The sequence below is a fragment of the Micromonospora sp. NPDC048842 genome, assembly GCF_040649935.1.
Lineage (GTDB): Bacteria > Actinomycetota > Actinomycetes > Mycobacteriales > Micromonosporaceae > Micromonospora > Micromonospora hortensis.
Genome location: NZ_JBEZGK010000007.1, coordinates 191,100 through 213,908, shown reverse-complemented (window position 1 = coordinate 213,908; position 22,809 = coordinate 191,100). Strand labels below are relative to the sequence as shown.

20 protein-coding genes and 1 pseudogene are annotated in these 22,809 nt (G+C 70.9%); 8 read left to right on the top strand and 13 right to left on the bottom strand.

Annotated elements, in window-relative coordinates; all coding sequences use genetic code 11:
• Nucleotides 1-24 precede the first annotated feature (24 nt).
• The 3 genes from AB0C19_RS12810 to AB0C19_RS12800 form a co-directional block, all read right to left on the bottom strand.
• Nucleotides 25-1,041 carry an ABC transporter permease subunit gene (locus tag AB0C19_RS12810; protein WP_357183654.1) on the bottom strand — a complete coding sequence of 339 codons (1,017 nt, stop codon included), beginning with the start codon at nucleotides 1,039-1,041 and terminating at the stop codon, nucleotides 25-27.
• Nucleotides 1,038-2,048: an ATP-binding cassette domain-containing protein gene (locus AB0C19_RS12805; RefSeq protein ID WP_357183651.1), complete on the bottom strand. Its 1,011-nt coding sequence runs from the start codon at nucleotides 2,046-2,048 to the stop codon at nucleotides 1,038-1,040. The genes AB0C19_RS12810 and AB0C19_RS12805 overlap by 4 nt, the downstream gene beginning before the upstream one ends.
• Nucleotides 2,049-2,169: 121 nt before the next feature.
• Entirely contained in the window at nucleotides 2,170-2,955 is a 786-nt protein-coding gene (locus AB0C19_RS12800) for a DeoR/GlpR family DNA-binding transcription regulator (protein ID WP_357183648.1), read from the bottom strand.
• 200 nt (nucleotides 2,956-3,155) lie between these two features.
• Here AB0C19_RS12800 and AB0C19_RS12795 point away from each other — a divergent pair, with 200 nt between their 5' ends.
• Genes AB0C19_RS12795 through nagA form a run of 3 tightly spaced genes read left to right on the top strand, consistent with a single transcriptional unit; the run spans nucleotide 3,156 to nucleotide 6,197 of the window.
• Complete coding sequence (locus tag AB0C19_RS12795) at nucleotides 3,156-4,085, top strand: SIS domain-containing protein (RefSeq protein ID WP_357183645.1); 930 nt, start codon at nucleotides 3,156-3,158, stop codon at nucleotides 4,083-4,085.
• Between the two features lie 55 nt (nucleotides 4,086-4,140).
• Complete coding sequence (locus AB0C19_RS12790; RefSeq protein ID WP_357183641.1) at nucleotides 4,141-5,091, top strand: ROK family protein; 951 nt, start codon at nucleotides 4,141-4,143, stop codon at nucleotides 5,089-5,091.
• Nucleotides 5,088-6,197 carry an N-acetylglucosamine-6-phosphate deacetylase gene (gene nagA, locus AB0C19_RS12785; protein ID WP_357183638.1) on the top strand — a complete coding sequence of 370 codons (1,110 nt, stop codon included), beginning with the start codon at nucleotides 5,088-5,090 and terminating at the stop codon, nucleotides 6,195-6,197. Before AB0C19_RS12790 ends, nagA begins: the two co-directional genes overlap by 4 nt.
• A gap of 157 nt (nucleotides 6,198-6,354) precedes the next feature.
• On the opposite strand, the gene AB0C19_RS12780 is transcribed toward nagA, so the two are convergent.
• On the bottom strand, nucleotides 6,355-7,578 hold the full coding sequence (locus AB0C19_RS12780) for a DUF4032 domain-containing protein (RefSeq protein WP_357183635.1): 1,224 nt from the start codon (nucleotides 7,576-7,578) through the stop codon (nucleotides 6,355-6,357).
• Nucleotides 7,579-7,698: 120 nt separating this feature from the next.
• Here AB0C19_RS12780 and AB0C19_RS12775 point away from each other — a divergent pair, with 120 nt between their 5' ends.
• Both AB0C19_RS12775 and AB0C19_RS12770 read left to right on the top strand, forming a co-directional pair.
• A complete protein-coding gene (locus AB0C19_RS12775) occupies nucleotides 7,699-8,436 on the top strand; it encodes a phosphatase PAP2 family protein (RefSeq protein ID WP_357183923.1) in 738 nt (245 codons plus the stop codon).
• 10 nt (nucleotides 8,437-8,446) lie between these two features.
• Nucleotides 8,447-9,422, top strand: a pseudogene (locus tag AB0C19_RS12770) (APC family permease).
• Nucleotides 9,423-9,450: 28 nt separating this feature from the next.
• On the opposite strand, the gene AB0C19_RS12765 reads toward AB0C19_RS12770, so the two are convergent.
• The 9 genes from AB0C19_RS12765 to AB0C19_RS12725 all read right to left on the bottom strand — a co-directional run bounded on the left by AB0C19_RS12765 (nucleotide 9,451) and on the right by AB0C19_RS12725 (nucleotide 19,244).
• Nucleotides 9,451-10,155 (bottom strand): SMI1/KNR4 family protein, encoded by a 705-nt coding sequence (locus AB0C19_RS12765; protein WP_357183632.1) that lies wholly within the window; start codon nucleotides 10,153-10,155, stop codon nucleotides 9,451-9,453.
• 65 nt (nucleotides 10,156-10,220) lie between these two features.
• Nucleotides 10,221-11,006, bottom strand: coding sequence for an ABC transporter permease (locus AB0C19_RS12760; RefSeq protein ID WP_357183629.1), 786 nt, complete (start codon nucleotides 11,004-11,006; stop codon nucleotides 10,221-10,223).
• Entirely contained in the window at nucleotides 11,003-11,992 is a 990-nt protein-coding gene (locus AB0C19_RS12755) for an ATP-binding cassette domain-containing protein (protein ID WP_357183626.1), read from the bottom strand. The genes AB0C19_RS12760 and AB0C19_RS12755 overlap by 4 nt, the downstream gene beginning before the upstream one ends.
• 30 nt (nucleotides 11,993-12,022) lie before the next feature.
• Complete coding sequence (locus AB0C19_RS12750) at nucleotides 12,023-14,875, bottom strand: BTAD domain-containing putative transcriptional regulator (RefSeq protein WP_357183622.1); 2,853 nt, start codon at nucleotides 14,873-14,875, stop codon at nucleotides 12,023-12,025.
• Nucleotides 14,876-15,065: 190 nt separating this feature from the next.
• Nucleotides 15,066-15,377 carry a hypothetical protein gene (locus AB0C19_RS12745; RefSeq protein ID WP_357183619.1) on the bottom strand — a complete coding sequence of 104 codons (312 nt, stop codon included), beginning with the start codon at nucleotides 15,375-15,377 and terminating at the stop codon, nucleotides 15,066-15,068.
• A gap of 44 nt (nucleotides 15,378-15,421) precedes the next feature.
• A complete protein-coding gene (locus tag AB0C19_RS12740) occupies nucleotides 15,422-15,691 on the bottom strand; it encodes a hypothetical protein (RefSeq protein ID WP_357183616.1) in 270 nt (89 codons plus the stop codon).
• A gap of 60 nt (nucleotides 15,692-15,751) precedes the next feature.
• Nucleotides 15,752-16,396, bottom strand: a complete 645-nt coding sequence (locus tag AB0C19_RS12735) for a DUF416 family protein (protein ID WP_357183613.1) — start codon at nucleotides 16,394-16,396, stop codon at nucleotides 15,752-15,754.
• Nucleotides 16,380-17,126 (bottom strand): tetratricopeptide repeat protein, encoded by a 747-nt coding sequence (locus AB0C19_RS12730; RefSeq protein ID WP_357183611.1) that lies wholly within the window; start codon nucleotides 17,124-17,126, stop codon nucleotides 16,380-16,382. Before AB0C19_RS12730 ends, AB0C19_RS12735 begins: the two co-directional genes overlap by 17 nt.
• 147 nt (nucleotides 17,127-17,273) lie before the next feature.
• Nucleotides 17,274-19,244 carry an NAD-binding protein gene (locus AB0C19_RS12725; RefSeq protein ID WP_357183608.1) on the bottom strand — a complete coding sequence of 657 codons (1,971 nt, stop codon included), beginning with the start codon at nucleotides 19,242-19,244 and terminating at the stop codon, nucleotides 17,274-17,276.
• A gap of 95 nt (nucleotides 19,245-19,339) precedes the next feature.
• On the opposite strand from AB0C19_RS12725, the gene AB0C19_RS12720 reads away from it, so the two are divergent.
• The 3 genes from AB0C19_RS12720 to AB0C19_RS12710 all read left to right on the top strand — a co-directional run bounded on the left by AB0C19_RS12720 (nucleotide 19,340) and on the right by AB0C19_RS12710 (nucleotide 22,676).
• Nucleotides 19,340-19,828, top strand: a complete 489-nt coding sequence (locus tag AB0C19_RS12720) for an MSMEG_6728 family protein (protein WP_357183605.1) — start codon at nucleotides 19,340-19,342, stop codon at nucleotides 19,826-19,828.
• Between the two features lie 24 nt (nucleotides 19,829-19,852).
• Nucleotides 19,853-21,400 carry an FAD-dependent oxidoreductase gene (locus tag AB0C19_RS12715; protein WP_357183602.1) on the top strand — a complete coding sequence of 516 codons (1,548 nt, stop codon included), beginning with the start codon at nucleotides 19,853-19,855 and terminating at the stop codon, nucleotides 21,398-21,400.
• Nucleotides 21,401-21,467: 67 nt separating this feature from the next.
• Nucleotides 21,468-22,676: a hypothetical protein gene (locus AB0C19_RS12710; protein ID WP_266304295.1), complete on the top strand. Its 1,209-nt coding sequence runs from the start codon at nucleotides 21,468-21,470 to the stop codon at nucleotides 22,674-22,676.
• Nucleotides 22,677-22,809 lie beyond the last annotated feature (133 nt).

Genomic DNA, 22,809 nt, shown 5'->3' with positions numbered 1-22,809 from the left:
CCGCGCCGCGTCACTGCGGTCAGGTCAGGAGATGTCGCGGCGACGCATCGCCCAGAGCGCTGCTCCGAGGATCACCACTACCCCGACCGAGAGCAGGATGGAGGACTGCTGCCAGGTGATGTCCATCGTGGCCGGCTTGCACTCCCCGTAGTAGGTCGCGTTGCAGGAGTTCCAGTCCTGCAAGGTGACCGTCTTCGTCATCCAGGCCAGCGCGTACGTGGGCAGCAGCCATGCCTCGGCGAACCGCACGCTCGCCATGGACAGCAGGATGCCGAGGCCGAACTGGCCGACCACCATCACCGCCACCACGCCACCGAGGGCCATCGCGGTGTGCCGACCGAGCGAGGCTAGGGCGAAGCCGATGGTGGTGAGCACCAACACCAGCACGACACCGCGTACGCCGGTCAGCATGAACGACTGCCAGACCCCCGAGGTCATCTTCTCGGTGCTGCCCCGGAAGTTGGCGACCGCCCAGAACCCGGCAAACCACAGCACGGCGGCAGGAAGCGTCACCGCCAAGATGCCGGTGATCAGCGCGGCCAGCTTGGTGAGCAGTACGGTGAGCCGCTTCGGCCGCCAGAGCAGCAGGTTCATCATGCCGCCGGTGCTCCACTCGGCACCGACGAAGGACGCGCCGATGACGAACCCGACCAGGGCGAGGATCGCCGCGAACGGGATCAGGGTCTCGTCGAACGTCTCCTTGAAGTCGAACGTCGAGGGCAGGAACCACTCAGCCTTGATCTCCTCCCGAGGCGGCGGAGTGATCACCGAGCAGTCGTCCGGGTAGCGGCCGTCGGTCGCCGTGCCGGACGTCTTGGCCTGCGCACACGCGGCGCGCTCCTGCTCGCTCCAGCGCACCTGCTCCTGGTACTGCTGGTCGGCCTGACGCTCGGCCTGGGCGAGCTGGCCGGCGTCGATCTTCTGGTTGGTGAAGAACACCCCGACCACCACAGCGGCCAGCACCAGCAGGCCGAGCAGTGTCATGTAGCGGGTGAAACGCCGCTTGCTGAGCCGGCGCAGCTCGGTACGAAAGAGGCTCACGCGCCCCACCCTCCCCCGGCGGGACCGGGCTGACCCGTCCCGCCGACCTTCATGGACTCGTCGACCTGCCGGTGCTGACCGGGTACCGGCGCGGTGGCGGTCAGTTCGAGGAAGACGCTCTCCAGGTCGACGGCGATCGGCGCCAACTCACTGACGTAGAGGTTCTTCTCGGCGAGCAGCCGGGTCACCGACGCCGGCTTGTCGACGCCGGCCAGCATCAGGTGGTCCGGGTGACCGGTGACCCGGATCCCGGCCTGGGTGAGCGCCTCGGTGGCCAGCGGCAGGTCGCTGACCGCCTCCAGCCGGATCCGGACCGCACCGGACGAGTGCTGCGCGAGTACCTCGTCGACCGGGCCGAACGCGACCCGCCGGCCCAGCGAGATGATGGTGACCGAGTCGCAGATCAGCTGGATCTCACCGAGGATGTGGCTGGACAGCACCACTGTCATTCCGGACTCGGCGAGGGTCCGCATCAGCGTGCGCATCTCCCGGATGCCGCCCGGGTCGAGGCCGTTGGCCGGCTCGTCGAGGATGAGCAGCTTCGGGTTCTTCAGCAGGGCCGAGGCCACGGCGAGCCGCTGCTTCATGCCCAACGAGTACGTCTTGACCCGCTCGCCGGACCGGTCGCGTAGCCCGACGAGTTCCAGCACCTCGTCGACCCGGACGGCCGGCACCTCGCCCGCCCCCGCGAGCAGGGACAGCGTGTCCCGGGCCGTGAAGTGCGGGAAGAACTGCGGGCTCTCCACGATCGCGCCGACCTGGCCGGCGACAGTGGGCAGCGCGTCGGGGACCTCGTGCCCGAGCAGCGCCATCCGGCCACCGTCGGGCCGGATCAGGCCGAGCAGCGTACGCAGCGTGGTGGTCTTGCCGGACCCGTTGGGACCCAGGAAGCCGTGCACCTGCCCCGCGTCGACCCGCATGTCGAAGCCGTCGAGCGCGTTGCGGGTGCCGCGTCGACGACTCTTGTACGTCTTACGTAGACCTTCGATCTCCAGGACAGCTGGCAAGCTGCACCTCCCCCGATGGGTGGGCGTGACAGCCGACACCATACGCGGTATGCAGAAGCGCGCAATACGCGGTATGCATCGACGCGCCGATCGGGCTAGTTCATCGACGGAGCGTGACCTCTCAGGCGCAGATGACCTGTACTCCGGCAGCGCGGAACGCGTCCACCACCTCCGCCGCGGCACCGGAGTCGGTCACCAGCGTCTCCACCCGCTCGACCGGGCAGATCCGGGCGAAGGCGTGGCCGCCGAGCTTGGACGAGTCCGCGATGATCACCACGCGCTTGGCGCGGGCAACCATCAGGTTGTTCATCGCCGCCTCCCCCTCGTGGTGGGCGGCGGCACCGAGCTGCGGGTCGATCGCGTCCACGCCGAGCAGCGCGACGTCCAGGGTGACCTCGCGCAGCAGCGCCCCGCCCAGCGGGCCGACCAGCTCGAACGACTTCGGGCGCACCACGCCGCCGGCCACCACTACCTTCATCCGGGATCGGACCAGCAGCTCGTTGGCGATGTTCAGCGCGTTTGTCACCACTGTGAGCTGGGCGCCCTCGGCGCTGGTGTTCAGATCCGGTCGCACGGCGAGCGCCCTCGCCACCTCGGTGCTGGTGGTGCCGCCGTTCAGGCCGACCACTGTGCCCGGCGTGACGAGCGCGGCGGCGGCCGCCCCGATCCGCTGCTTCTCGGCCGAGTGCTTGGCCGTCTTGTAGCGCAGAGGCAGGTCGTACGACACGCCGTTGGCGACCGCGCCACCCCGGGTCCTCGTAATCATTTGCTGCTGCGCGAGCTGGTCGAAGTCACGCCGGATGGTGGCCTGGGAGACATCCAGCCGCTCGGCTGCCGCCTCGACGCTGACCCGGCCGTTGTCGGTCAGCATTTCGAGCAGGGCGTTCCATCTGGCGTACCGGTCCACTGCGGGGGCCCTCCCAGCAACTGCACGGACGGTGATTGATTGCGTGCACACTAGTGCGCGAAACTAGGCTGGCGCAAAAGACTGACCTGCGCGATCGGGCGGCCGGTTGCCATGGTCACCCGCGTTCGCGCAGAATAACGCGCGAAATGCGGGTCTAACGAGCCGTATTGCGCACCGGTCGGCCCTGCGAGGAGTTTCCCATGGCGTACGTGGACGCGGAGATCGCGAGCCAACCCGACTGCTGGCGGGAGGCGGCCGGGCTGGCCGAGGTCGTACGCGGTGACCTGCCGCGCCCCGGGGAGCGGGTCGCCGTCGTCGGTTGCGGCACGTCGTGGTTCATGGCGATGGCGTACGCGGCACGCCGCGAGCAGGCCGGCCAAGGTGAGACCGACGCGTTCCAGGCGTCGGAGTTCCCCGCCGGCCGCCGCTACGACCGGCTGATCGCGATCACCCGTTCCGGCACGACCACCGAGGTGCTGGAGCTGCTCGCCGCGCTGCGCGGGCGGACACCCACCACGGTCATCGTCGGTGACCCCACGTCTCCGGCGGTCGAGCTGGCCACCGCCACGGTGGCCCTGCCCTTCGCCGACGAGCGGTCGGTGGTGCAGACCCGCTTCGCGACCACCGCGCTGGCCCTGCTCCGGGCCCATCTCGGCGACCCGGTGACAGCGCTCGCCGCCGACGCCGAGGTGGCGGTGCGATCCCCGCTGCCGATCGACCCGGCCACCATCGAGCAGGTCACCTTCCTCGGTCGGGGGTGGACGATCGGGCTGGCCCAGGAGGCGGCGCTGAAGTGCCGCGAGGCGGCTACCTTCTGGGCCGAGGCGTACCCGGCGATGGACTACCGGCACGGGCCCATCTCGGTTGCCGCGCCGGGCCGGCTGGTCTGGGCGTTCGGTGAGCTGCCCGACGGGCTGCCCGAGGATGTGGCGGCCACCGGCGCGGCCTTCGTGCACAGCCGCACGCACGGTTGGCGCACGGTGCTGGGCAGCTGGTCCGCCGGCCGTACCCCGGTCGATCCGATGGCCGACCTGATCCTGGCGCAACGCTTCGCTGTCGCGCTGGCAACCAGCCGGGGTCTCGACCCGGACGCGCCCCGCCACCTCACCCGGTCCGTGGTGTTGGCGTGAGCGCGAGGAGTGAGCCGGGGTTGCGAGCCCCGCAGTCGCGAACCGAGCTGGCGCCGTGAGCGACCGCGTGGTCGTCGCGCTGGACGTCGGCGGCACCGGCATGAAGTGCGCCCTGGTCCAACCGGACGGGGTCGTGGTGCGCACCGAACGGCACCCCACCGACGCCGCGCGCGGCCCGGCTGCCGTGGTCGGCACCATCCTGGAGGTGGCCGGCGGGCTGGCCGACAAGGCCCGCGCCGACGGGCTCACCCCGATCGCTGTCGGCATCGCCGTGCCCGGGGTGGTGGACGAGGCGCGCGGCGTCGCGGTGTGGTCGGCGAACGTGGGCTTCCGGGACGTACCCCTGCGGGACCTGACGGTGCGGCGGCTCGGCCTGCCGGCGGCGCTCGGCCACGACGTGCGTGTCGGTGGTCTCGCCGAGGCCCGGCTCGGCGCCGGACGCGGCACCGGGCACGTGCTGTTCGTGGCGATCGGCACCGGCATCGCCGCTGCGCACGTCGTGGACGGCACGGCCGCCGTGGGGGCCCACGGCGCCGCCGGGGAGATCGGCCACATCCTGGTCCGGCCCGACGGTCCGCGCTGCGGCTGCGGCCGCCCCGGCTGCCTGGAGGCGGTCGCGTCGGCCGCCGCGATCGGCCGCCGCTACGCCGAACTCGCCGGCTACACGGCGGACGCCCCGGTGACGGCTGCCGAGGTGGCCGAGCGGGCCGCGGCCGGCGAACAGCTCGCCGGCCAGGTCTGGCAGGAAGCGGTCGAGGCGCTCGCCGACGGCCTCGCCAGCGGGCAGGCGCTGTTCGACGTCGCGACGATAGTGCTCGGCGGCGGCCTGGCCCAGGCCGGGGACCGGCTGCTGACCCCGCTGCGGGCGGCGCTGCACGAACGGATGACCTTCCACCGGGAGCCGCAGCTCGTCGCGGCAGCCCTCGGCGACGAGGCCGGTTGCCTCGGTGCCGCCCTGCTCGCCCTGGACGCCGTGGGTGTCCGTGACCATCAGGAGAAGCGATGACCGTACGGGTGAACGGCCGAGTGGTGACCCCGACCGGAGTCGTCCGACAGGGCTGCGTCGAGTGGGACGGTGACCGGATCACAGCGGTGGCCGAGTATCCGTCGGTGCGCGACGGGCACTGGATCGTGCCCGGCTTCGTCGACATGCACACGCACGGCGGTGGCGGGCACACCTTCACCACAGGCGACGCCGACGAGGCCCGCAAGGCTGCCGACTTCCACCTCGCCCACGGCACCACCACGCTGCTGGCCAGCCTGGTCAGTGCGCCCTTTCCGCTGATGCGTACGGCCACCGAGGCGTTCGCCCCGTTGGTCGAGGAGGGCGTGTTGGCGGGAGTCCACTTCGAAGGGCCGTACCTCTCGGCCGCCCGCTGCGGCGCGCAGAACCCGGAGTATCTGCGTGACCCGTCGACCGACGAGCTGACCGAGCTGATCGAGCTGGGTCGGGGCGCGATCCGGATGGTCACCCTCGCTCCGGAGCGCGACGGGGCGCTGGAGGCGATCAAGCTGCTCACCGCGCAGCGGGTGGTGGCGGCGGTGGGCCACACCGACGCCACGTACGAGCAGACCCGCGCCGCGGTCGCCGCCGGCGCCAGTGTCGGCACCCACCTGTTCAACGGCATGCGGCCGGTGCACCACCGCGAGCCGGGGCCGGTGGTGGCCCTGCTCGACGCGCCCACAGTGATCTGCGAGCTGGTGGCCGACGGGATTCACCTGCACGACGGCATGCTGACCTTCGCCACCGCGACCGCAGGCCCGGACCGCGCCGCGCTGATCACCGATGCGATGGCCGCCGCCGGCATGCCCGACGGCGAGTACGAGTTGGGCGGCCAGGCCGTCACAGTCGCCAACGGGGTGGCCCGACTCGCCCGCGACGGCGCTATCGCCGGCAGCACGCTGACAATGGACGCCGCACTGCGGCACGCCGTGAACGCCGGAATCCCGATCGCCGATGCCGCGCGGATGGTGGCCACCACCCCAGCGCGGGCCATCGGCCTGGGTGACCGGGTCGGGTCCCTCCAGGTGGGCCTCCGCGCCGACCTGGTGGTGCTCGACGACGACCTCAACGTGGTGCGGGTGCTGCGCGCGGGCTCCTGGGTGGAGTGACGACGGCTTCCCCGTCACCGCTCGCACCTGCCGGGTCGTCTCGGCCGGGTCCGATGTGTACTCCGCAGAGCCTTTGGAGCTGAATCGTTTGCGACATCAGCTCCAAAGGCCCCCAGCACATACTCCCAACGCCACGCGGAGCAGGCGGGGGCCCAGCTCAACCGACGGCGGGGACCTCGACGCCGAGGATGGCCTGCTCGTCGGGGCGGTGCACCAGCACGTCGGACAGGTACGACTGGACCGCGTGGCGCATGCCGACGTCCCGGCCGGCCTGCTCGGAGAGCAGCCACTTGTGCTCGATGATCTGGGCGAACAGCTCCTGCGGCTCCAGCTTGCGGCGCAGGTGCGCGGGGACGGCCCGGACCACCGGCTCGAAGACCTCGGTGAGCCAGCGGTGGGCGGCCTGCTGCTCGTCCATCAGGTCGCTCTCCGCCCGGTAGGCGTCCAGGTCGTTGAGCAGCTTGCGGGCCTGGTTCTCCTCGGCGTCCAGCCCGGTCAGCCGCAGCAGCCGCCGGGTGTGGTAGCCGGCGTCGACGACCTTCGGCCGAACCAGGAACCGCCCGTCGTCGCTTGACGACATGGCCACCTCGGCGACGTCGAAGCCCAGCTCGTTGAGGCGGCGGATCCGGCCCTCGATGTCGTGCCGGGCCTCCCGCTCGATCGCCTGCTCGTAGGTGATCTCGTGCCAGAGCCGCTCGTAGCGCTGCACGACCTCCTCGCAGACCACCTCCGGGTCGATGGAATCGTGCAGGAGCCCCGCGGCCTGTAGGTCCAGCGCCTCACCGAAGATGTTCACCCGGGCGATCTCCAGGTCCTCGCCACGCTGACCGTTGGAGAGCGCGTTGTGCAGGGCACCCGTCTCCGCGTCCACCAGGTAGGCGGCGAACGCGCCAGCGTCCCGGCGGAACAGCGTGTTCGACAGGGAGCAGTCGCCCCAGAAGAAGCCGGTCAGGTGCATCCGCACGATCAGGGCGGCGAGCGCGTCGAGCAGCCGGCTCATCGTCTCCGGTCGAAGGGTGTGCGAGAAGAGCGCCCGGTACGGCAGCGAGAACTGTAGATGCCGGGTGATCAGCACCGATTCGAGCGGCTCCCCGTCCTCGGTCTGCCGGTCGGCGACGACGGCCACCGCCTCGACCGAGGGGAAATCGATCCGCTCCAGGGCCCGGAGCAGGTCGTACTCCCGCTCGGCGATCCGCTCGCGGGTCTCCTTGAACGCGTACACGTAGTCGCCCAACCGGACAAACCGGACGATGTGCCGGGAGATGCCCTGTGGCAGCGCCACCAGGTGTTGGGCAGGCCACTCCTCCAGCGGTGTCGACCAGGGCAGGTCGAGCAGCGCCGGGTCCACGAGGGCAGACGTGATCCGCACGGGCACAAGCATGACTGGTCGCCCCCCGCATCCGCCCCTGATCGTGGTTGGGCCCACAGCGCCGCACACCCCGGCCTGGCGCCGGGCCGGTAGCGTGGTCGCGTGCTCAAACCCACAGCGGTACGACGTGACCTGCGGCTACGGCCCGTCCGCCCGGCCGGCTGGTGGTTCGACGCGCTCCTGCTTGTCGGTCTGGCCGGGTTGACGGTGGCGCTCGCCGCCGACCAGCTCTTCGGATTGGACCGGGCGGTCGCCGACTGGGCGGACGGACACCGGCCGGCCGCCGCGTACTGGGTCGCCCGGGTGCTGAACTTCCTCGGGCAGGGCACTCCGCTGACGTTGATCGCCGCCGGGCTGGGCGTGCTGCTGGCCGTCCGGCTGCGGTCGGTGCGGCCGATCCTGCCTCCGGTGGTCGCGTTCGCGCTGACCAACCTGACGATCGGCCCACTCAAGATATGGACCGCGCGGGCGGCACCGAGCGCCAGCGTCAAGGAGCCGTTCCTGACGCCCGAGCAGACCCTGCCGCTGTTCCACGACGACCTGCCGGTGCGGTTCGCGCAGTCCTACCCGTCGGGGCACGTCGCCAACGCGATCGTCTGGTACGGGGTCATCGCGCTACTGCTCGTCCCGCTGGCCCGCAGCTTCGGCCGCCACCTGCCGACCCGGCTCGTCACAGTGATCCGCGTCGTGCCGCCGCTGGTCGTCCTCACCACCACCACCTACCTCGGCTGGCACTGGCTGACCGACTCGGTGGCCGGGCTTCTGCTGGGCCTGCTCCTGGACCGGCTGCTGCACCGGGCACCCTGGGACGGCGTGCCGCTCCCCGGCCGGTTACGCGAGTGGGATCGGCAGTTCACCTCGTACCCCTAGGTTCTGGTTCGTGGATCAACTGGCGCGGCGGCTGGGCGTACCCGATGCGGTTGTCATCGGGCTGGGCTCGATGCTGGGTGCGGGCGTTTTCGTGGTCTTCGGGCCGGCCGCTGCGGCGGCCGGCGGCGCCGGCCTGCTGCCCGCGCTGGCGCTGGCCGGTTTCGTCGCCTTCTGCGACGCGACCAGCTCGGCGCGGCTGGCGGCCCGTTACCCGGAGTCCGGCGGCACCTACGTCTACGGCCGGGAGCGCCTCGGGCCGTTCGCCGGGTTCCTGGCCGGCTGGGGGTTCGTGGTCGGCAAGACGGCGAGCTGCGCGGCGATGGCGTTGACCGTCGGGGCGTACCTGTGGCCGGGGCAGGCCCGGCTGGTCGCCGTCGGCGCCCATCCCCCGCGCGGTGCCGCTGGCGCTCGGTGCGGTGCTCGTGATCTACCTGGTGCTGGCCGTGGTCACAGTCGGCGTGCTCGGCGCCGACCGGCTGGCCGATTCCGCAGCGCCCCTGGTCGACGTGGTGACCGCCGCCGGGCTGCCCGGCCTGGCGTGGGTGGTCCGCGCCGGTGCCACCGTCGCCGTCGTCGGGGTGCTGCTGTCCCTGGTAGCCGGGGTCGGCCGGACCACCCTCGCGATGGCCCGCCGCCGTGACCTGCCCGGTGCGCTGGCCACCGTGCACCCCGTGCACCAGGTGCCACACCGCGCCGAACTGGCGGTCGCCGCCGTGGTCATCGTGGTGGTGCTGCTCGGCGACGTACGCGACGCGATCGGCTTCTCCAACTGCACGGTGCTCGTCTATTACGCGATCACCAACGCGGCGGCACTCACACTGGGTCGCGACCCGGACCGACGCTTGCCGGTCCGGGCGCTCGCCTGTTTGGGGCTCTTCGGTTGTCTGCTGCTGGCGGTCAACCTGCCACTCGGCAGCGTTCTCGCCGGCTTCGGTGTGCTGGCGCTCGGCGCTGTCTGGCACGCCGCCCGCACCTCACGACCTTGAGTTGCCCCTTCTCGCAGGGGAAGCGGCCTCAGTCCGCGAACACGACGCGCAGCCTTGGCCGACCGATGTCATCAACCCAGGGCTCCACTCCCACAACAGCCACCTCGTCGGGCGCCGACACCACCGCTGTGTAGATGTCGCCCCCATAAATCATCGCGGCATAGCTGTCGATCTTCACCATATTCGAAACGTCCTCGTACCCACCCAACAGAAGAGAAGGCGTAACGACAACGTTCTCATTGAAGGGCACGCGGCCGAATTTTTCGACACAAGCGAGTGCCGTCGAATGAGAAGGGCTTATCGCATTCTGCGCGATCTCCTGATCCAGGAAGTGCGCGAAGGAATCGAAGATGGGACGCACGCTCAGAAGATTCACGTCGAGGAGGTAGACGACATCCTCGTAGGAGCTGCCGGTCCACCGCAGCGCGTACTGGTCTCCGAACGCCGTCTCGCCAAACATAAGGAAGGAGGGATCCGCCTTTTCACCCCAGGCGAATCGCCACCCCTCCACCTGGTTCCAGGCCCGGAGATCCATATGCCGGTCCTCACGAACCCCGAAGACGCGGTTCATGCCGCTGTGCGCTGTGAATCCGTTCGCGATGCGAAGAGCTGCTGCATAGACGCTCGGCAGCCCCGCCAGGAGCCTCTCCGTCCGGTCAGAATCGTCCAGAGCCTCTCCCACGTCTGCAATCTCCAATTCGCGCAGACGCCGGAGAACTTCACCTTCGCTCATCGCACCCCTGACCACAGCACGGAATATACACACTGCTCACGTATTCAGCATCAGCCCGCAGGATGTCAACGGCTCAGCCGCCGGTAGCGACGTACGGCCAGTGGAGCGAACGTCGCGATCAGCAGCACCGGCCACAGCACCGCCAACAGCATCGCGTGCTCCGCCGGCCAGGAGTCACCACCCAGGCCCGGGTTGCCGAACAGTTCGCGGATCGCCGCGACGGTGGCCGACAGCGGGTTCCACTCCGAGATCGTTCCGATGACCGGAGGCATCAGCTCGGGCGACACGAAGACGTTGGAGATCGCGCTCAACGGGAACGCCGCCGGAAAGACGATCACGCCGACCGTGTCCGGGTTGCGGACCAGCAACGCCAGGTAGATCCCGACCCAGGTGATCGCGATTCGCAGCAGCAGGAGGAGACCGACGGCGAGCATCGCCTTGCCGACACCCTGTCGCCACTGCCACCCGACGAGCAGGCCGCACACCAGGAGGGTGGACATCTCCAGCAGGGCGCGCAGCAGGTCGGCGGCGCTGCGACCGGTCATCAGGGCGGACCGTGCCATCGGCATCGACCGGAACCTGTCGACCACACCCCGGCTGAGGTCCAGCGCCACGCCGGTCGCGGTGGCCCCCAGCCCGTAGAGCATCGTCATCACGAAGACCCCGGGTAGCAGGAACTCGCGGTAGTCACCGCCACCCGCCACCTGCATGCCGCTGCCGAACACGTACCCGAAGACCAGCACGAACATGATCGGCAGCGAGAAGTAGAGGATCAACTCCTCCGGCGCGCGGACCACGTGGGTCATGTTCCGCCTGGTCATCGTCCAGCCGTCGGCGATCGCAGTGGTCATGCCATCTCCCCAGTTCGTCCGGCCCCGACGGGCTCGCGGGTGTCGTCCGGCCGGTGCCCGGTCAGGTGCAGAAACGCCTCGTCCAACGTCGCGCGTCGCAGACCGATGTCCTCGACAGCGATCCCGGCGTCGTCCAGCGCGCGAACCACGTCGACCAGGCCGGCGACGCGATCGAGCACCGGCACGCTGAGCCGTCGGACCTCCCTGTCGAGTTCGGGCTCCGCACCGCAGATCGGCGCGACGAGGCGGGCCGCCTGGCTCAGCTCGGCCGCGTCGCGGACCACCACCTCGATCCGGTCTCCGCCGGTCATCGCCTTCAGCTCGTCCGGTGAGCCCTCCGCCACCACCCGGCCGGCGTCGATCACCGAGATCCGGTCGGCGAGCTGATCGGCCTCCTCCAGGTACTGCGTGGTGAGCAGCACAGTCGTCCCGTCCGCCACGAGACCGCGGACCAGGTCCCACACCTGGTTGCGGCTGCGCGGGTCCAGGCCGGTCGTCGGCTCGTCCAGGAACAGCACCCGCGGCGTACGGATCAGGCTGGCGGCGAGGTCCAACCGGCGACGCATCCCACCCGAGTACTCACCGGCGGACCGACTCGCCGCCTCGTCGAGCCCGAACCGTTCCAGCAGCTCATCGGCGCGCCGGCGGGCCTCCCGTCGGCCGAGCCGGAACAACCGGCCGAACAGCTCCAGGTTCTGCCGGCCGCTGAGGATCTCGTCGACCGCGGCGTACTGCCCGGTCAGCCCGATCCGGGCGCGCACCTCGTCCGGCCGCCGACGCACGTCGTAGCCGGCCACTGTGGCCCTTCCCGTGTCGAAGCGCAGCAGCGTGGTGAGGATCCGGACGGCCGTCGTCTTGCCCGCGCCGTTCGGTCCCAGCAGTCCGTGGACCGTGCCGGGCGGCACGGTCAGGTCGAACGTGTCGAGCGCGCGGGTCGGGCCGTACCGCTTGCCCAGACCCTCGGCGACCACCTCGAATGTCGTCATGCCCCCACGGTGTGGCCGGGCGCTGACCGGTCACGCACCGCCCGCTGACGGCGGCGCACCGGCCTTCTCCGCCTCGGTGATCTCCTTCAGGACGAGAATGATCTCCGCACGGGCGGCCTCGCCGACGTACCAGCCGGTGAGCCCGCCGGCCAACGCCTCCTCGCAGAACAGCCTCGCGGCGGCCAGGTCCCCCCGCACCCGGGCCACCTGGGCGAGACCGAGCCGGGCGCTGGCCACGAACTCGGGCGCGCCGCTGCGCTGCGCGAGCAGCAGCGCAGCGGCGAAGTCGTCGTGCGCCGCCGCGAGGTCACCGGCGCGCAGCCTTATCTCTCCCCGGGTACGCAGCATGTCGGCCTGGTCGACGGCCGACCCGAGCGCCTCGACCAGTCCCATGGCCTCGTCCATGTGCGCGCCCGCCGTCTCCGGATCGCCCTGCCAGGCGGCCAGTTCACCCAGGGCTCCGAGGGTGATCATGGTGCCCCACCGGTCCCCGGTGCCGCGGAAGCCGTCGAGCGCGGTGGCCAGCGCGGCCTCGGCCCGGTCCCATTGGTCGCTCCACATCAGCGCCGAGCCGCTGCCCATCGCGCCGAGCGCGTTGATCCACGGGTCCGGGCCGACCAGCCGTCGCAGCTCCCCCATCAGCTCGTCGACATCCTCGGCGCCGCCGGACGGCGGCCCGGTCGAGATCCCTGACAGGTACAGCAGGAACGGTTGTCGGGGCGCCCGGCCGAGGCTGCGGATCACGGCCCGCTGCGTCCCGAGGGACGGCAAAGGGCCGGAGCCGGCGAGCGAGGCGTTGTAGACGCAGAGGGCGAACTCCTCGCTCAGCCCCGGTGGCGCTTCGGCGCCGAGCAAATCGAGGACGTCGGTGGCGAGCCGCGCCCCTTCTCCGCGCATGCCGCGCAGCCACCAGTAGAACGACAGGGCCGCGACCAGCCCGGCCGCGTCGGATGTGTCACCGGCGGCGGTGGCCCGCCGTAACGCCGCATGGAGGTTGTCCCGCTCCGCGTCGAGCCGTCGCAGCCAGTGCAGCTGCTCCGCGCAGCGGAGGTGGTCGCTGGCGGTCCAGGCGAATTCCAGGAAGTACGCGGTGTGCGCGCGACGCAGGTGGTCCGCTTCGCCGGCCTCGGCGAGACGCTCGGCGCAGAAGGCCCGCACCGTTTCGAGCATCCGGTACCTGCCGCCGGCCATCTCCACGAAGGACTTGTCGACCAGACCGGTGAGCGCGTCGACGAACTCGGCGGTGGGCAGGCCGCAGACCCGCTCGGCCGCCTCCAGCGTGGCCCCACCGGCGAAGACGGTCAGCCGTCGGGCCACTTCCCGTTCGGCGTCGTCGAGCAGATCCCAACTCCACTCGACCACCGCCCGGAGGGTGCGGTGTCGCGGCGACACGGCCCGGTTGCCCGTCGACAACAGCCGGAACCGGTCGTCGAGACGGGCTGCCACCTCGGCGACGGACAACGCCCGCAGCCGCGCGGCGGCCAACTCGATCGCCAGCGGGAGGCCGTCCAGGCTGCGGCAGATCCGTAGCACCATCTCGACGTTGGCCGGCGTGACGGTGAAGTCGGGCGCGACGTCGGCGGCCCGTTGGGCGAAGAGGCCGACCGCCGCGTAGTCGTCGGCGTCCAGCGCGGACGCTCCGAGCGGTGGCACTGTGAGCCCGGACAGCGGGCACAGCGCCTCACCGGCCAGCCCGAGCGGCTCCCGACTGGTGGCCAGGACGCGCAACGCCGGGCACGCGCTCAGCAGCCGGGCCGCCAGCCGGGCCGCCTCGACGAGGACGTGCTCGCAGTTGTCGAGCACCAGCAGCAGTCGCCGCTCGGCGAGCGCCTCGACCAACCGGTCGGTGGTCTGCCAGCCCGGCTCGGCCGGGGCACGCAGGCCCGCGTCGCGCAGGCCGAGCGCGCTCAGCACCGCCTGCGGAACGTCCGAACCGTCGGCCAGGCCGGCCAGCTCGACGAAACGGACCTCCCCGTCGACCCGGCCCGCGGCCTCGATCGCCAGGCGTGTCTTGCCCGCGCCCCCGGGGCCGGTGAGGGTGACGAGCCGGCGCTCGACGAGCAGGTCGCCGACGCGTTTGAGTTCCTCCTCGCGTCCGACGAAGGTGGTGAGTTGACTCGGCAGCACCGGTTCGGCCGACAGGCGTTCCTCACCGCGCAGCACCGCCAGGTGGACCGCGGCCAACTCCGCCGACGGGTCGACGCCGAGTTGCTCGGCCAGCGTGTGCCGGGCCTCCTCGAACTCGGCCAGCGCCTCCGCCGGCCGACCCAGTGCCGCCAGGGCACGCATGAGCTGGCCCCGCGAGCGCTCCCGCAGGGGATGCGCGACGACCAACTCCCGCAACTCCGCGATCAGCGCGCTCTGTGCGCCCAACGCCAGGTCCGCCTCGACCCGATCCTCGATGGCGGCCAACCGCAGTTCGTCCAGCCGGGCCGCCTGCGCGGGCGCGCCGGCTGCGCCGATGGCATCGGCCAGGGCGGGACCACGCCACAACTCCAGCGCCTCGCGCAACACCGTCGCCGCCCGGGGCCAGTCGCCGTCGACGAGCGCGCGGCGCCCCGCCCCGGCGAGCCGTTCAAACCGGTACGCGTCGACGTCGTCAGGGTCCACAACCAGGCGATAACCGGCCGGGTGAAACTCGACCGGGTCGTGCCCGGCGGGCAGGGCCTGGCGCAGCCGCGACACCTGGGACTGGAGCGCGTTGGCCGCACCTCGGGGCGGATGCTCCCCGTACAGGCCGTCGATCAGGCGCTCCGCGGAGACCACCCGGCCCGCGTCGAGCAGGAGGAGCGCCAGCAGGGCGCGCAGCCGCGGACCGCCCACGGGGACCTCTCGCCCGTCGGCCAGTACCACCTGGGTCGGCCCCAGGATGCGGAAACGCATGCCGTCGATTGTCGCTCAGCTCCGGCCGGTTCCGGCTGACCGATCCTCCGAGCTTGCGGTCGGAGGGGTCACCGCCGCACGCGGCGGTCCGCGAGCCGATCGTCCAAATCCCGACCGAAGTCCTGCACCCCGCGTCGGCGAACTCACGGAATCATGGGCGGTATAGCACTTTCGGTGCCCCGCGCAGGCTCTATTGGCGCTCGCTTTCGTGTCGCAGTCCACCGTAGGCCGGGGTGTACTCGGGTGCAGTCTCGGGAACGTTCGGGTAGCGAATGCTGCCCTCAGTCTCCCACCAACGGCTTGTGTACTCGCTTGGATTCTTGTATTCGAATATCGCCGCCAGGCCGAGCAGGGAGACCGGATTGTCTGCCCAGAAGTCCCAGCCATCCCGCTGAGCACAAACGGAATCGGTCTCTCTGTCGTACCAAACCGAGAACCCCTTTTGTTCGAGGACTGCGATTGCCGTCGTGTAGACATTCACGTGTTCGCTCAGCGCTGGCATTCCTACTCCCGTCCGCGTCGCACTGTTACCTGAACGGCCCCCGCTCAATCAAGGCGTGCGCATACCACCCACAACTCGTACTCCTCTGCCGTTACCCCGCATACGACATCGCCGGCCAGCGACATCGCCACAAACTCCGGCTCGCCAGGATTCGGACCGAGCGCGTCGAGCGCCAACGGCTCGTCTGGCATCCGCACCGCCACCCAACCCCTGTCATCCCTTTGCCCTGTGAGACTGATTAGCAGGGTGCCATCGTCGCTCGTCAACCCACGCTCGTGCACCAGGCGTCGCCAACGCCGCTCCACCTGTTCCACGGCCAATCATTCCCGGCCCTCCGCACGCGGCCATCAGGGTTTGATGAGCGGCAGGGATGTCTACAGCACACCACCGACCGGATTTCGTCGAGCAGCGGCGCGAAGCTCAGCGACGGCCGACCGGTCGGCGGCCGAGTCTCCGAGAATTGTGAGAGCCTCCGTCTGCCGCCGCAGCTCATCCTGGACTGACGGCGACCCAAGCAGAGCCTCACGGTCATCGGCGTCGAGCACCTCAAGGTCCTGCTCCCGAGCCGAGAACTCGTCGACCGCCGCGTATGCCCGCTCGGCTGTGTAGACGGCGTCGGTGACGTCATCGCTGTCTACCAGCTCGAGCAGGTAGACGAGCGACGCGACGGCATCCTCCGCCTGAGGTGCCCAGTCATTCCAGTCATCCTCCGCGGGCAGCAGCTCCTTCACCGCGTCCGGCGAGGGCAACTCGGGATAGTGAACGGCCGGCTGGTGACCTGCCAAGGCCGACCAGACGGCATCGACGCTGGCCCGCACGAGGTGTGCGTCACCGACCTGGTCCGGCTCGCTGAACCTGACATATGAGGGCACCAGAACCTCGACGCAACTGACCGCGAACGCAACACGCTGCCACGGTTCGAGCGTGGCAAGAACCGTGCGTAGCCGCTGACCGTCGAAGTTCTCGCTAGACGCTGCTTCAGCTACAGGACGGCAGGTGGGCTCAGTTTCCTTGCCCAAGGAACACCTCCGCGTCGAATGGTCGGCCTGCCAGGCGAGCAGCCTCTCGAACCTCTCCGGGGGTCATCCGTGAGACGAACTGATGCGCCTCGTGCACTCCGTCGCCGCTGCCCTCGTTGAGCATCGCAATGAACCAACGCAGACTCTGTACCAGATCTACGCTCGTCCCAATGCCGTCCCGGTACCAACTACCCACGACGAACATGCAGTTGGATTGACCCGCGTCGGCGCCAACCAGGTACCACTCAAGCGCTTCTTCATCAAGGTCAAGAGCAGCCAGATGGTTTCCCAGCAACGGGTACGACTCACTGACTTCCGCCTTCGCTGCGACCCTCAACCACCGCACGGCGTTAGGGATGTCGGCCGCGAGGACTTCGCCGCTGGCGTAGTGCAGGCCAAGGTTGAAGGCAGCTATCGCGTCTCCACCCTCGGCTGCCGCACGATAGAGCCGCATCGCCCTTTTCTTGTCAACGGCGACTCCCTGCCCTCGCTCCAGCAGGTACGCCAGAGTCCGCTGAGCAACCACGTCGCCCTCGGCGGCGGACTGACCGAGGAAGTCGACAGTCTCCTCCGGAGCGTCGACATACAACATGAAAATGACGCCCAACATCGTACGTGCACGAGTGTTTCCAACGTCAGCCTGCGCCTTGAGCACAGGGCATAGGCCAAGCAGCTCGGCGATAGCCGAACCATCGCCTGCGGCAGCAGATTTGAGGAACGAGTCCGCCACCTCGACCGGATCCTGGTGGTGGTGCGAGAGGTTTGGGACGCGTGCAGGGTCACCTGTCACTGCGGCCACCCACTAGCGCTTCGACCAAGAGGACGCTGCCCTTCTTCCCTCACCCGGTGGATGGCGCAGCGGCTGCGCCGGGTGGTGTCAGCTCACCTCACCCGTCTCGTCACGTCGGCGGGTCAGCTCGGAGTCGTTCGGTGGGCCGCCTGCGATTGTCGGGGAAGCGCCCCCGGCGGGGGCAACGGGGTGTGCCGCGCCGCCCCCCGAGTCCGTCTGGCCCGGCACCGTGGGAGACGCCGCCGCTGGGGTGCGAACCCCGCCGTGCACCGCCCCGGCCGGCCGGGGGACCGGACCCGGATGGGCCGGCGGTGCGCACTGCCGCGTCAGCCAGTCCAACCCGCGCCGCCGGGCGACGACTGTCAGCCGGTCGCCGGCGAAGATCACCTGCCGGGGGTCGAGGTCCTTCCACCAAATGGTCTTGGCGCCGCCCGCCGGGGTGCGGGCGATCAGCCGGACCTGCCCGTCCCTGTTGACCACGTCGAGGGGTCGGCCGTCCAGCTCGGAGCCGGCGGCGACCGGAACCTCGGCGACCGGCAGCGCGTGCCGGTCGACAGGAATGGTGCTGATCACGGCACGTTCGGTGAGCGCCCCGATGAAGGCCGGGGCGGCCAGGTAGGAGACCGAGCGGGACACGCCGAGCGCGAAGGTCTCCTCCACCCGTTCGGCGAAGTCACCGTCGAAGAGCCGAAGCACGACGCGCAGGTCGGCGCGGAGATCGCGGGCGGCGAGCGCCGCCTCCAGGTTGGCCACGTCGTCGGTCGACGCCACCACCATCGCCTGGCAGTCGGCAACCGAGGCGGCGACCAGCGTCTCCGGCAACGCGGCGTCCCCGACGATCAGCGGCACCTCCAGTTGGCGGGCCAGGGCGGCGCCGCGCGGCTCCGGATCCTTGTCGATCGCCACCACCTCGACGTCGTACTCGCGTAGCTGCGCCATCACCCGGGTGCCGACGTTGCCCAGGCCGATCACCACCACGTGCCCGACTCGCGGGGGTTGCAGGCGGCCGGTGTGCAGGGCCAGCCGGGCGTTGACGATGCCGTCCACCACGACGGCGGTGATCAGTGGGATGAGCGCCAACCCGGCCAGGTTGAGCACCACCTGCATGATCTGGGCGTCCGCTGCCTTCGTGGTGTCCGGGTCGGCGCCGCTGAGCGTGGTGACCAGCGTCAGGTACAGCGCCTCCAGCGGAGAGACGTCCTCGGCCCGGGAGATCAGCGCCCCCAGCACCGCGATCAGCGCGAGCACCGCCATCACCGCAATGCCGATCTTGCGGGTGGCGAAGCCACGTACCGCCCCCATCACCACAGCGACCGGACGACGGCGCCGACGTGCCCGGACCAACCGGCGGGCGGCGACCTCGGTGCCCGGTGGTTGACCGGTCGCCTCGGCGAGCACCAGGTCGGCGCCAGCCTGCTCGGCCGGCAGCAGCTCCACCCCCTGCGCCTCGCTGAGGTGCGCCAACGCGCAGACCACGTCCTGCGGTCGGACGTCGGCCCGACGCGCCACCCGCAGCGTCTTGTCCCGGTGTTGGAAGGAACTCGGGTCGACCTCGTTCAGCGCGGCGGCCACGAACGCCGGCGCGGCCATCTCGGCGTCGGAGAGCACCTCGACCGGGGCCTTGAGCAGCTTGCGCACGCCGTCGGCGAGGGTGCCGTTGAACATCCTCAGCACCTGGCGGACCCGCTGGTCGACAGCCTGGGCGCAGAGCGCGGCGTGCAGGTTGCCCACGTCGTCCTGGTGCAACAGGGCCAGCCCGGTCGCGCCGGCCAGACCGGCGGCCTCGAAGGTGGTCACGTCCAGCCGGTCCGAGCGGACCACTCGGACGCCGCGCAGCCCGGCCACGTCCGGCCCGTTGCTGCGGTAACGCTCCGGCACCACGACTGTCACCCGGGCCCCACCCGTCGGCAGCTCGGATTCGAGCATCGCCCGGGCCACGTAGTAGGCGAGCGCGTCCTTGCCACAGATCACGTAGTGCGGGCGCGGATCACCGACGGACCGCAGCCGCCAGTTCCACTCGACCGCCCGTCGCGCCCGGTCCCGCCACGGCTCCGCCATGCCCGGATCGTAATCAGCACGGCCACGGTGGGCGACCCCGTCCGGATCATCCCGCGACCAGGTATGTCCGCCCCGGCGACGGGTAGAGCAGCGACATGCAGACGTTCCTCCCGTACCCGGGCTTTCTGGCCAGCGCCCGCACGCTGGACCAGAAGCGGCTCGGCAAGCAGCGGGTGGAGGCCATTCAGGTGCTGCGCGGGCTCACCCGGCCCGGGTACGGCTGGCGCAACCACCCGGCGGTGAAGATGTGGGCCGGGTACGAGGAGGCGCTCGTCCGCTACGGGCTGGACATGTGCGCGGTCTGGACCGAACCGGGGCGGGCCGACACCTGCGCCACCACGATGACCGTCGACCTCGCCGCAGCCTGCGGGGCCGGCGTCGTACGGACCCAGGACGAGCTGGCCCGAGCCGGTGAGCTGCCACCGTGGCTGGGCCGCGACGACCTGCACCTGAGTCACCGCTCGTCGCTGCTGCGCAAGGACCCGACGCACTACCGCCCGCTGTTCGGCGACGACGTGCCGGAGGATCTGGAGTACGTCTGGCCAGCCTCCGACCGTCCCCGCCGTTGCTTGCCAGCCGACTGATCCAAGGTGGGGCAGACTGGGCCCATGGCGCTGTCGCAAGTGGTAGGTCGGCTGATCGGCGTACGGCAGCACCAGGTGGACCCGGGCGGCGGTGGCGCCGACCGGGTGCCGCGACCGACGACGGCGCTGGTGGTGGGCGGCGGCATCGCCGGGATGTCGGCGGCGGTCGTGTTGGCCGAGCGGGGTGTGGCGGTCACGGTGCTGGAGGCGGCACCGACCCTCGGCGGTCGACTGGGCGCCTGGCCGGAGGCGCTCGCCGACGGCCACCAGCAGAACGAGCACGGCTTCCACGCGTTCTTCCGGCAGTACTACAACTGGCGGTCCATCCTCCGCCGGATCGATAGTGACCTCGGCTTTCTCAAGCCGATTCCGGGCTACCCGATTCTCAGCGAGCAGTGGCCGACCGAGGAGTTCGGCAAGTTGCCGCCCGCGCCGCCGGCGAACCTGCTGGCGCTGCTGCTGCGCAGCCCCAGCCTGCGCCTGGCCGACCTGCGGCTGATGGACCGGGACGCGGCGCTGCCGCTGCTCAGCTACGACCCGGTGCGCACCTACGCCGACCTGGACGACAGCACCGCCGACGAGCTGCTGGCGTCGCTGCGACTGCCGGACCGGGCGCGGGCGATGCTGTTCGAGGTCTTCTCGCACTCGTTCTTCAACCACGAGGCGGAGATGTCGGCCGCCGAGATGGTCGCCCAGTTCCACTTCTATCTGCTCGGCAACCCGGAGGGTCTGGCCTTCGACTGCCCCGACGAGGACTACGCCACGGCGATCTGGGAGCCGCTGACCCGGCACGTGGAGAAGCACGGCGGCCGGGTCCTCACCAACTGCGCCGCCACCGGGGTGCACCGCGACGCCGAGGGCTGGCGGGTGACGACCACCGACGGCGGCAGCCATCCGGCGGGTCATGTCGTGCTCGCCGTCGACCCGCCGGCGCTCGCCGCGCTGGTGGCGGCCTCCCCGGACGTGGCCGAGCAGGCACCCGAGCTGGCGGCACGGATGCCGGCCTTCGGTGTCCCCGGCCCGCCGTACGCGGTGGCGCGCTACTGGTGTGACGGGGACGTGGCCGCCGAGCGGGCGGTGTTCAGCGGCGTGTCCCGCCAGCCCACTCTGGACTCGGTGACGCTCTACCACCGGCTGGAGAACGAGCCGCGGCGCTGGGCGCAGCAGACCGGTGGGTCGGTCGTCGAGCTGCACGCGTACGCCTGCGAGCCCGGCGTGCCGGCCGAGGAGTTGGCCGAGCGGATGCGCCGCGAACTGGTCGCGCTCTGGCCGGAGGCGGGCGACCTGCGGGTCCGCGAGCTGCGGGCCCGGGTGGAGGCGCAGGCGCCGGCGTTCACGCCGGGCAGCCACGCGTGGCGTCCGGGGGTACGCACCGACGCGAACGGCCTCTACCTGGCCGGCGACGGCATCGCCACGGACTTCCCGAGCGCGTTGATGGAACGCTCGGCCGCGACCGGGATCATCGCCGCGAACCACATCCTGCGCGCCGAGGGTGGCGCGGCCGAGCCGGTGCGCTCGATCCGGCCGCGTGGGCTGCTGGCCGGCAGGCCAAATCGACAAAACACAACATAAGCCACCGTACGCTGCCGTACGCTCGAATGATCAACCGTCGATCGGCCGGGCGGGAGGGCAGCGGGAGATGTCACCACTGCACCGCGCCGGCGCGGAGAACGAGTCGCCGATCGACGAGATCGGCCACGACGACGCGTACCCGCTGATCCGCGACGAGCGCGCGTGCATCGTCACCGCGCTCCGGCTGGGATGGTGGATGGCGGACGCCTACCACCACGGGCAGCACGCGGAGCCCCGCGCCTTCGTCGAGGCTCGCCCTGCCGTACCGCCGGCCAAACTCTCCAACCTCACCGAGATGTCCGTCCACCGTCGGATGCGGATGTACCTCGACGGGGTGGACGTCGCCCTCGCTCAGATCGCCGACCTCACCCGGCACACCGGGCCGGTACCCGACACGTCGGCCGCCAGAGCCCTGCTCCCCGACCTGGGCCAGCCCGACTCCGCCGACCCGGTGCCGCTGCTGCTCGCCCTCGACGACCTCAACGTGGAGGTGCTGCGCTGGGCGATGGCCGCCAACCACCGGGTCGGGCTGGCCTACCGACTGGGCCGTTCGGTGGCCGACACCGTCCGAGCCGGCGACGTCACGCAGTTGCTGCGGCAGTTCGGCGGCCGGCAGGTCCAGATCAGCAGGTGGCTGGACGAGTTGGCCAGCGTGCTGCCGCCGTACTCGGCAGCGGTGGTGCGCCGCTCGCTGGCCGCCTGGGCGAGCGCTGTCGACCGTGCCGGCCACGGGGACCCGACCGAGCCGACGCCCGCCACCCTGAGCCGGGCGCTACGCGGCCAGGGCGACCTCTGGCGCGACGTGCTCACCGGCGGCCTGCACCCGCGCGACCTGCTCGACGAGGAGGACTACGCGGTGGTCGCCAGAAACTTGATCATCCGGGACCGCCGACTGGTGGCCCAGGCGGCGCGCGGCATCTTCTGGCCGGTGCTCGTACCCCTGCTGTTGGTGCTCTTCGCGGTCGTCGGAGTGAGTGCCGCCGCGGCCGCCGGCTCACCGACCACCAGGGCAACAGTGGCCCTGGTAGGCCTCGGCGCCGGGCTGGCGGCGATCTGGCGGTCGGTATCCGGGCCCGCGCTAGCAGTCGCCGGTGAGGTGAACCGGCCGCTGCTGGACAGCGAACTCACCGCTCGGATGGCGCTGCGGCTGAATCGACCGCTGACCACAGCCCAGGTCTCGGCCAAGGCGGCTCCCCGCACCCGCCGCCAGCGGCGTCCCGACGAGCCCGGCCGATCGAAATACGTTGCTCCTGTGTCCCCCGTCGACCTACCGTGAGCGCGCAAGGTCAACCACCACCGCGGGAGCAGCTCATGACGATGTCGCACGTCACCACAGTGCCGTCGACGCTGCCCGGCGACGGTTACCGAGCGGAAGGTCCCCGGGCGGGCCGGCCCGACTGACGCGTACC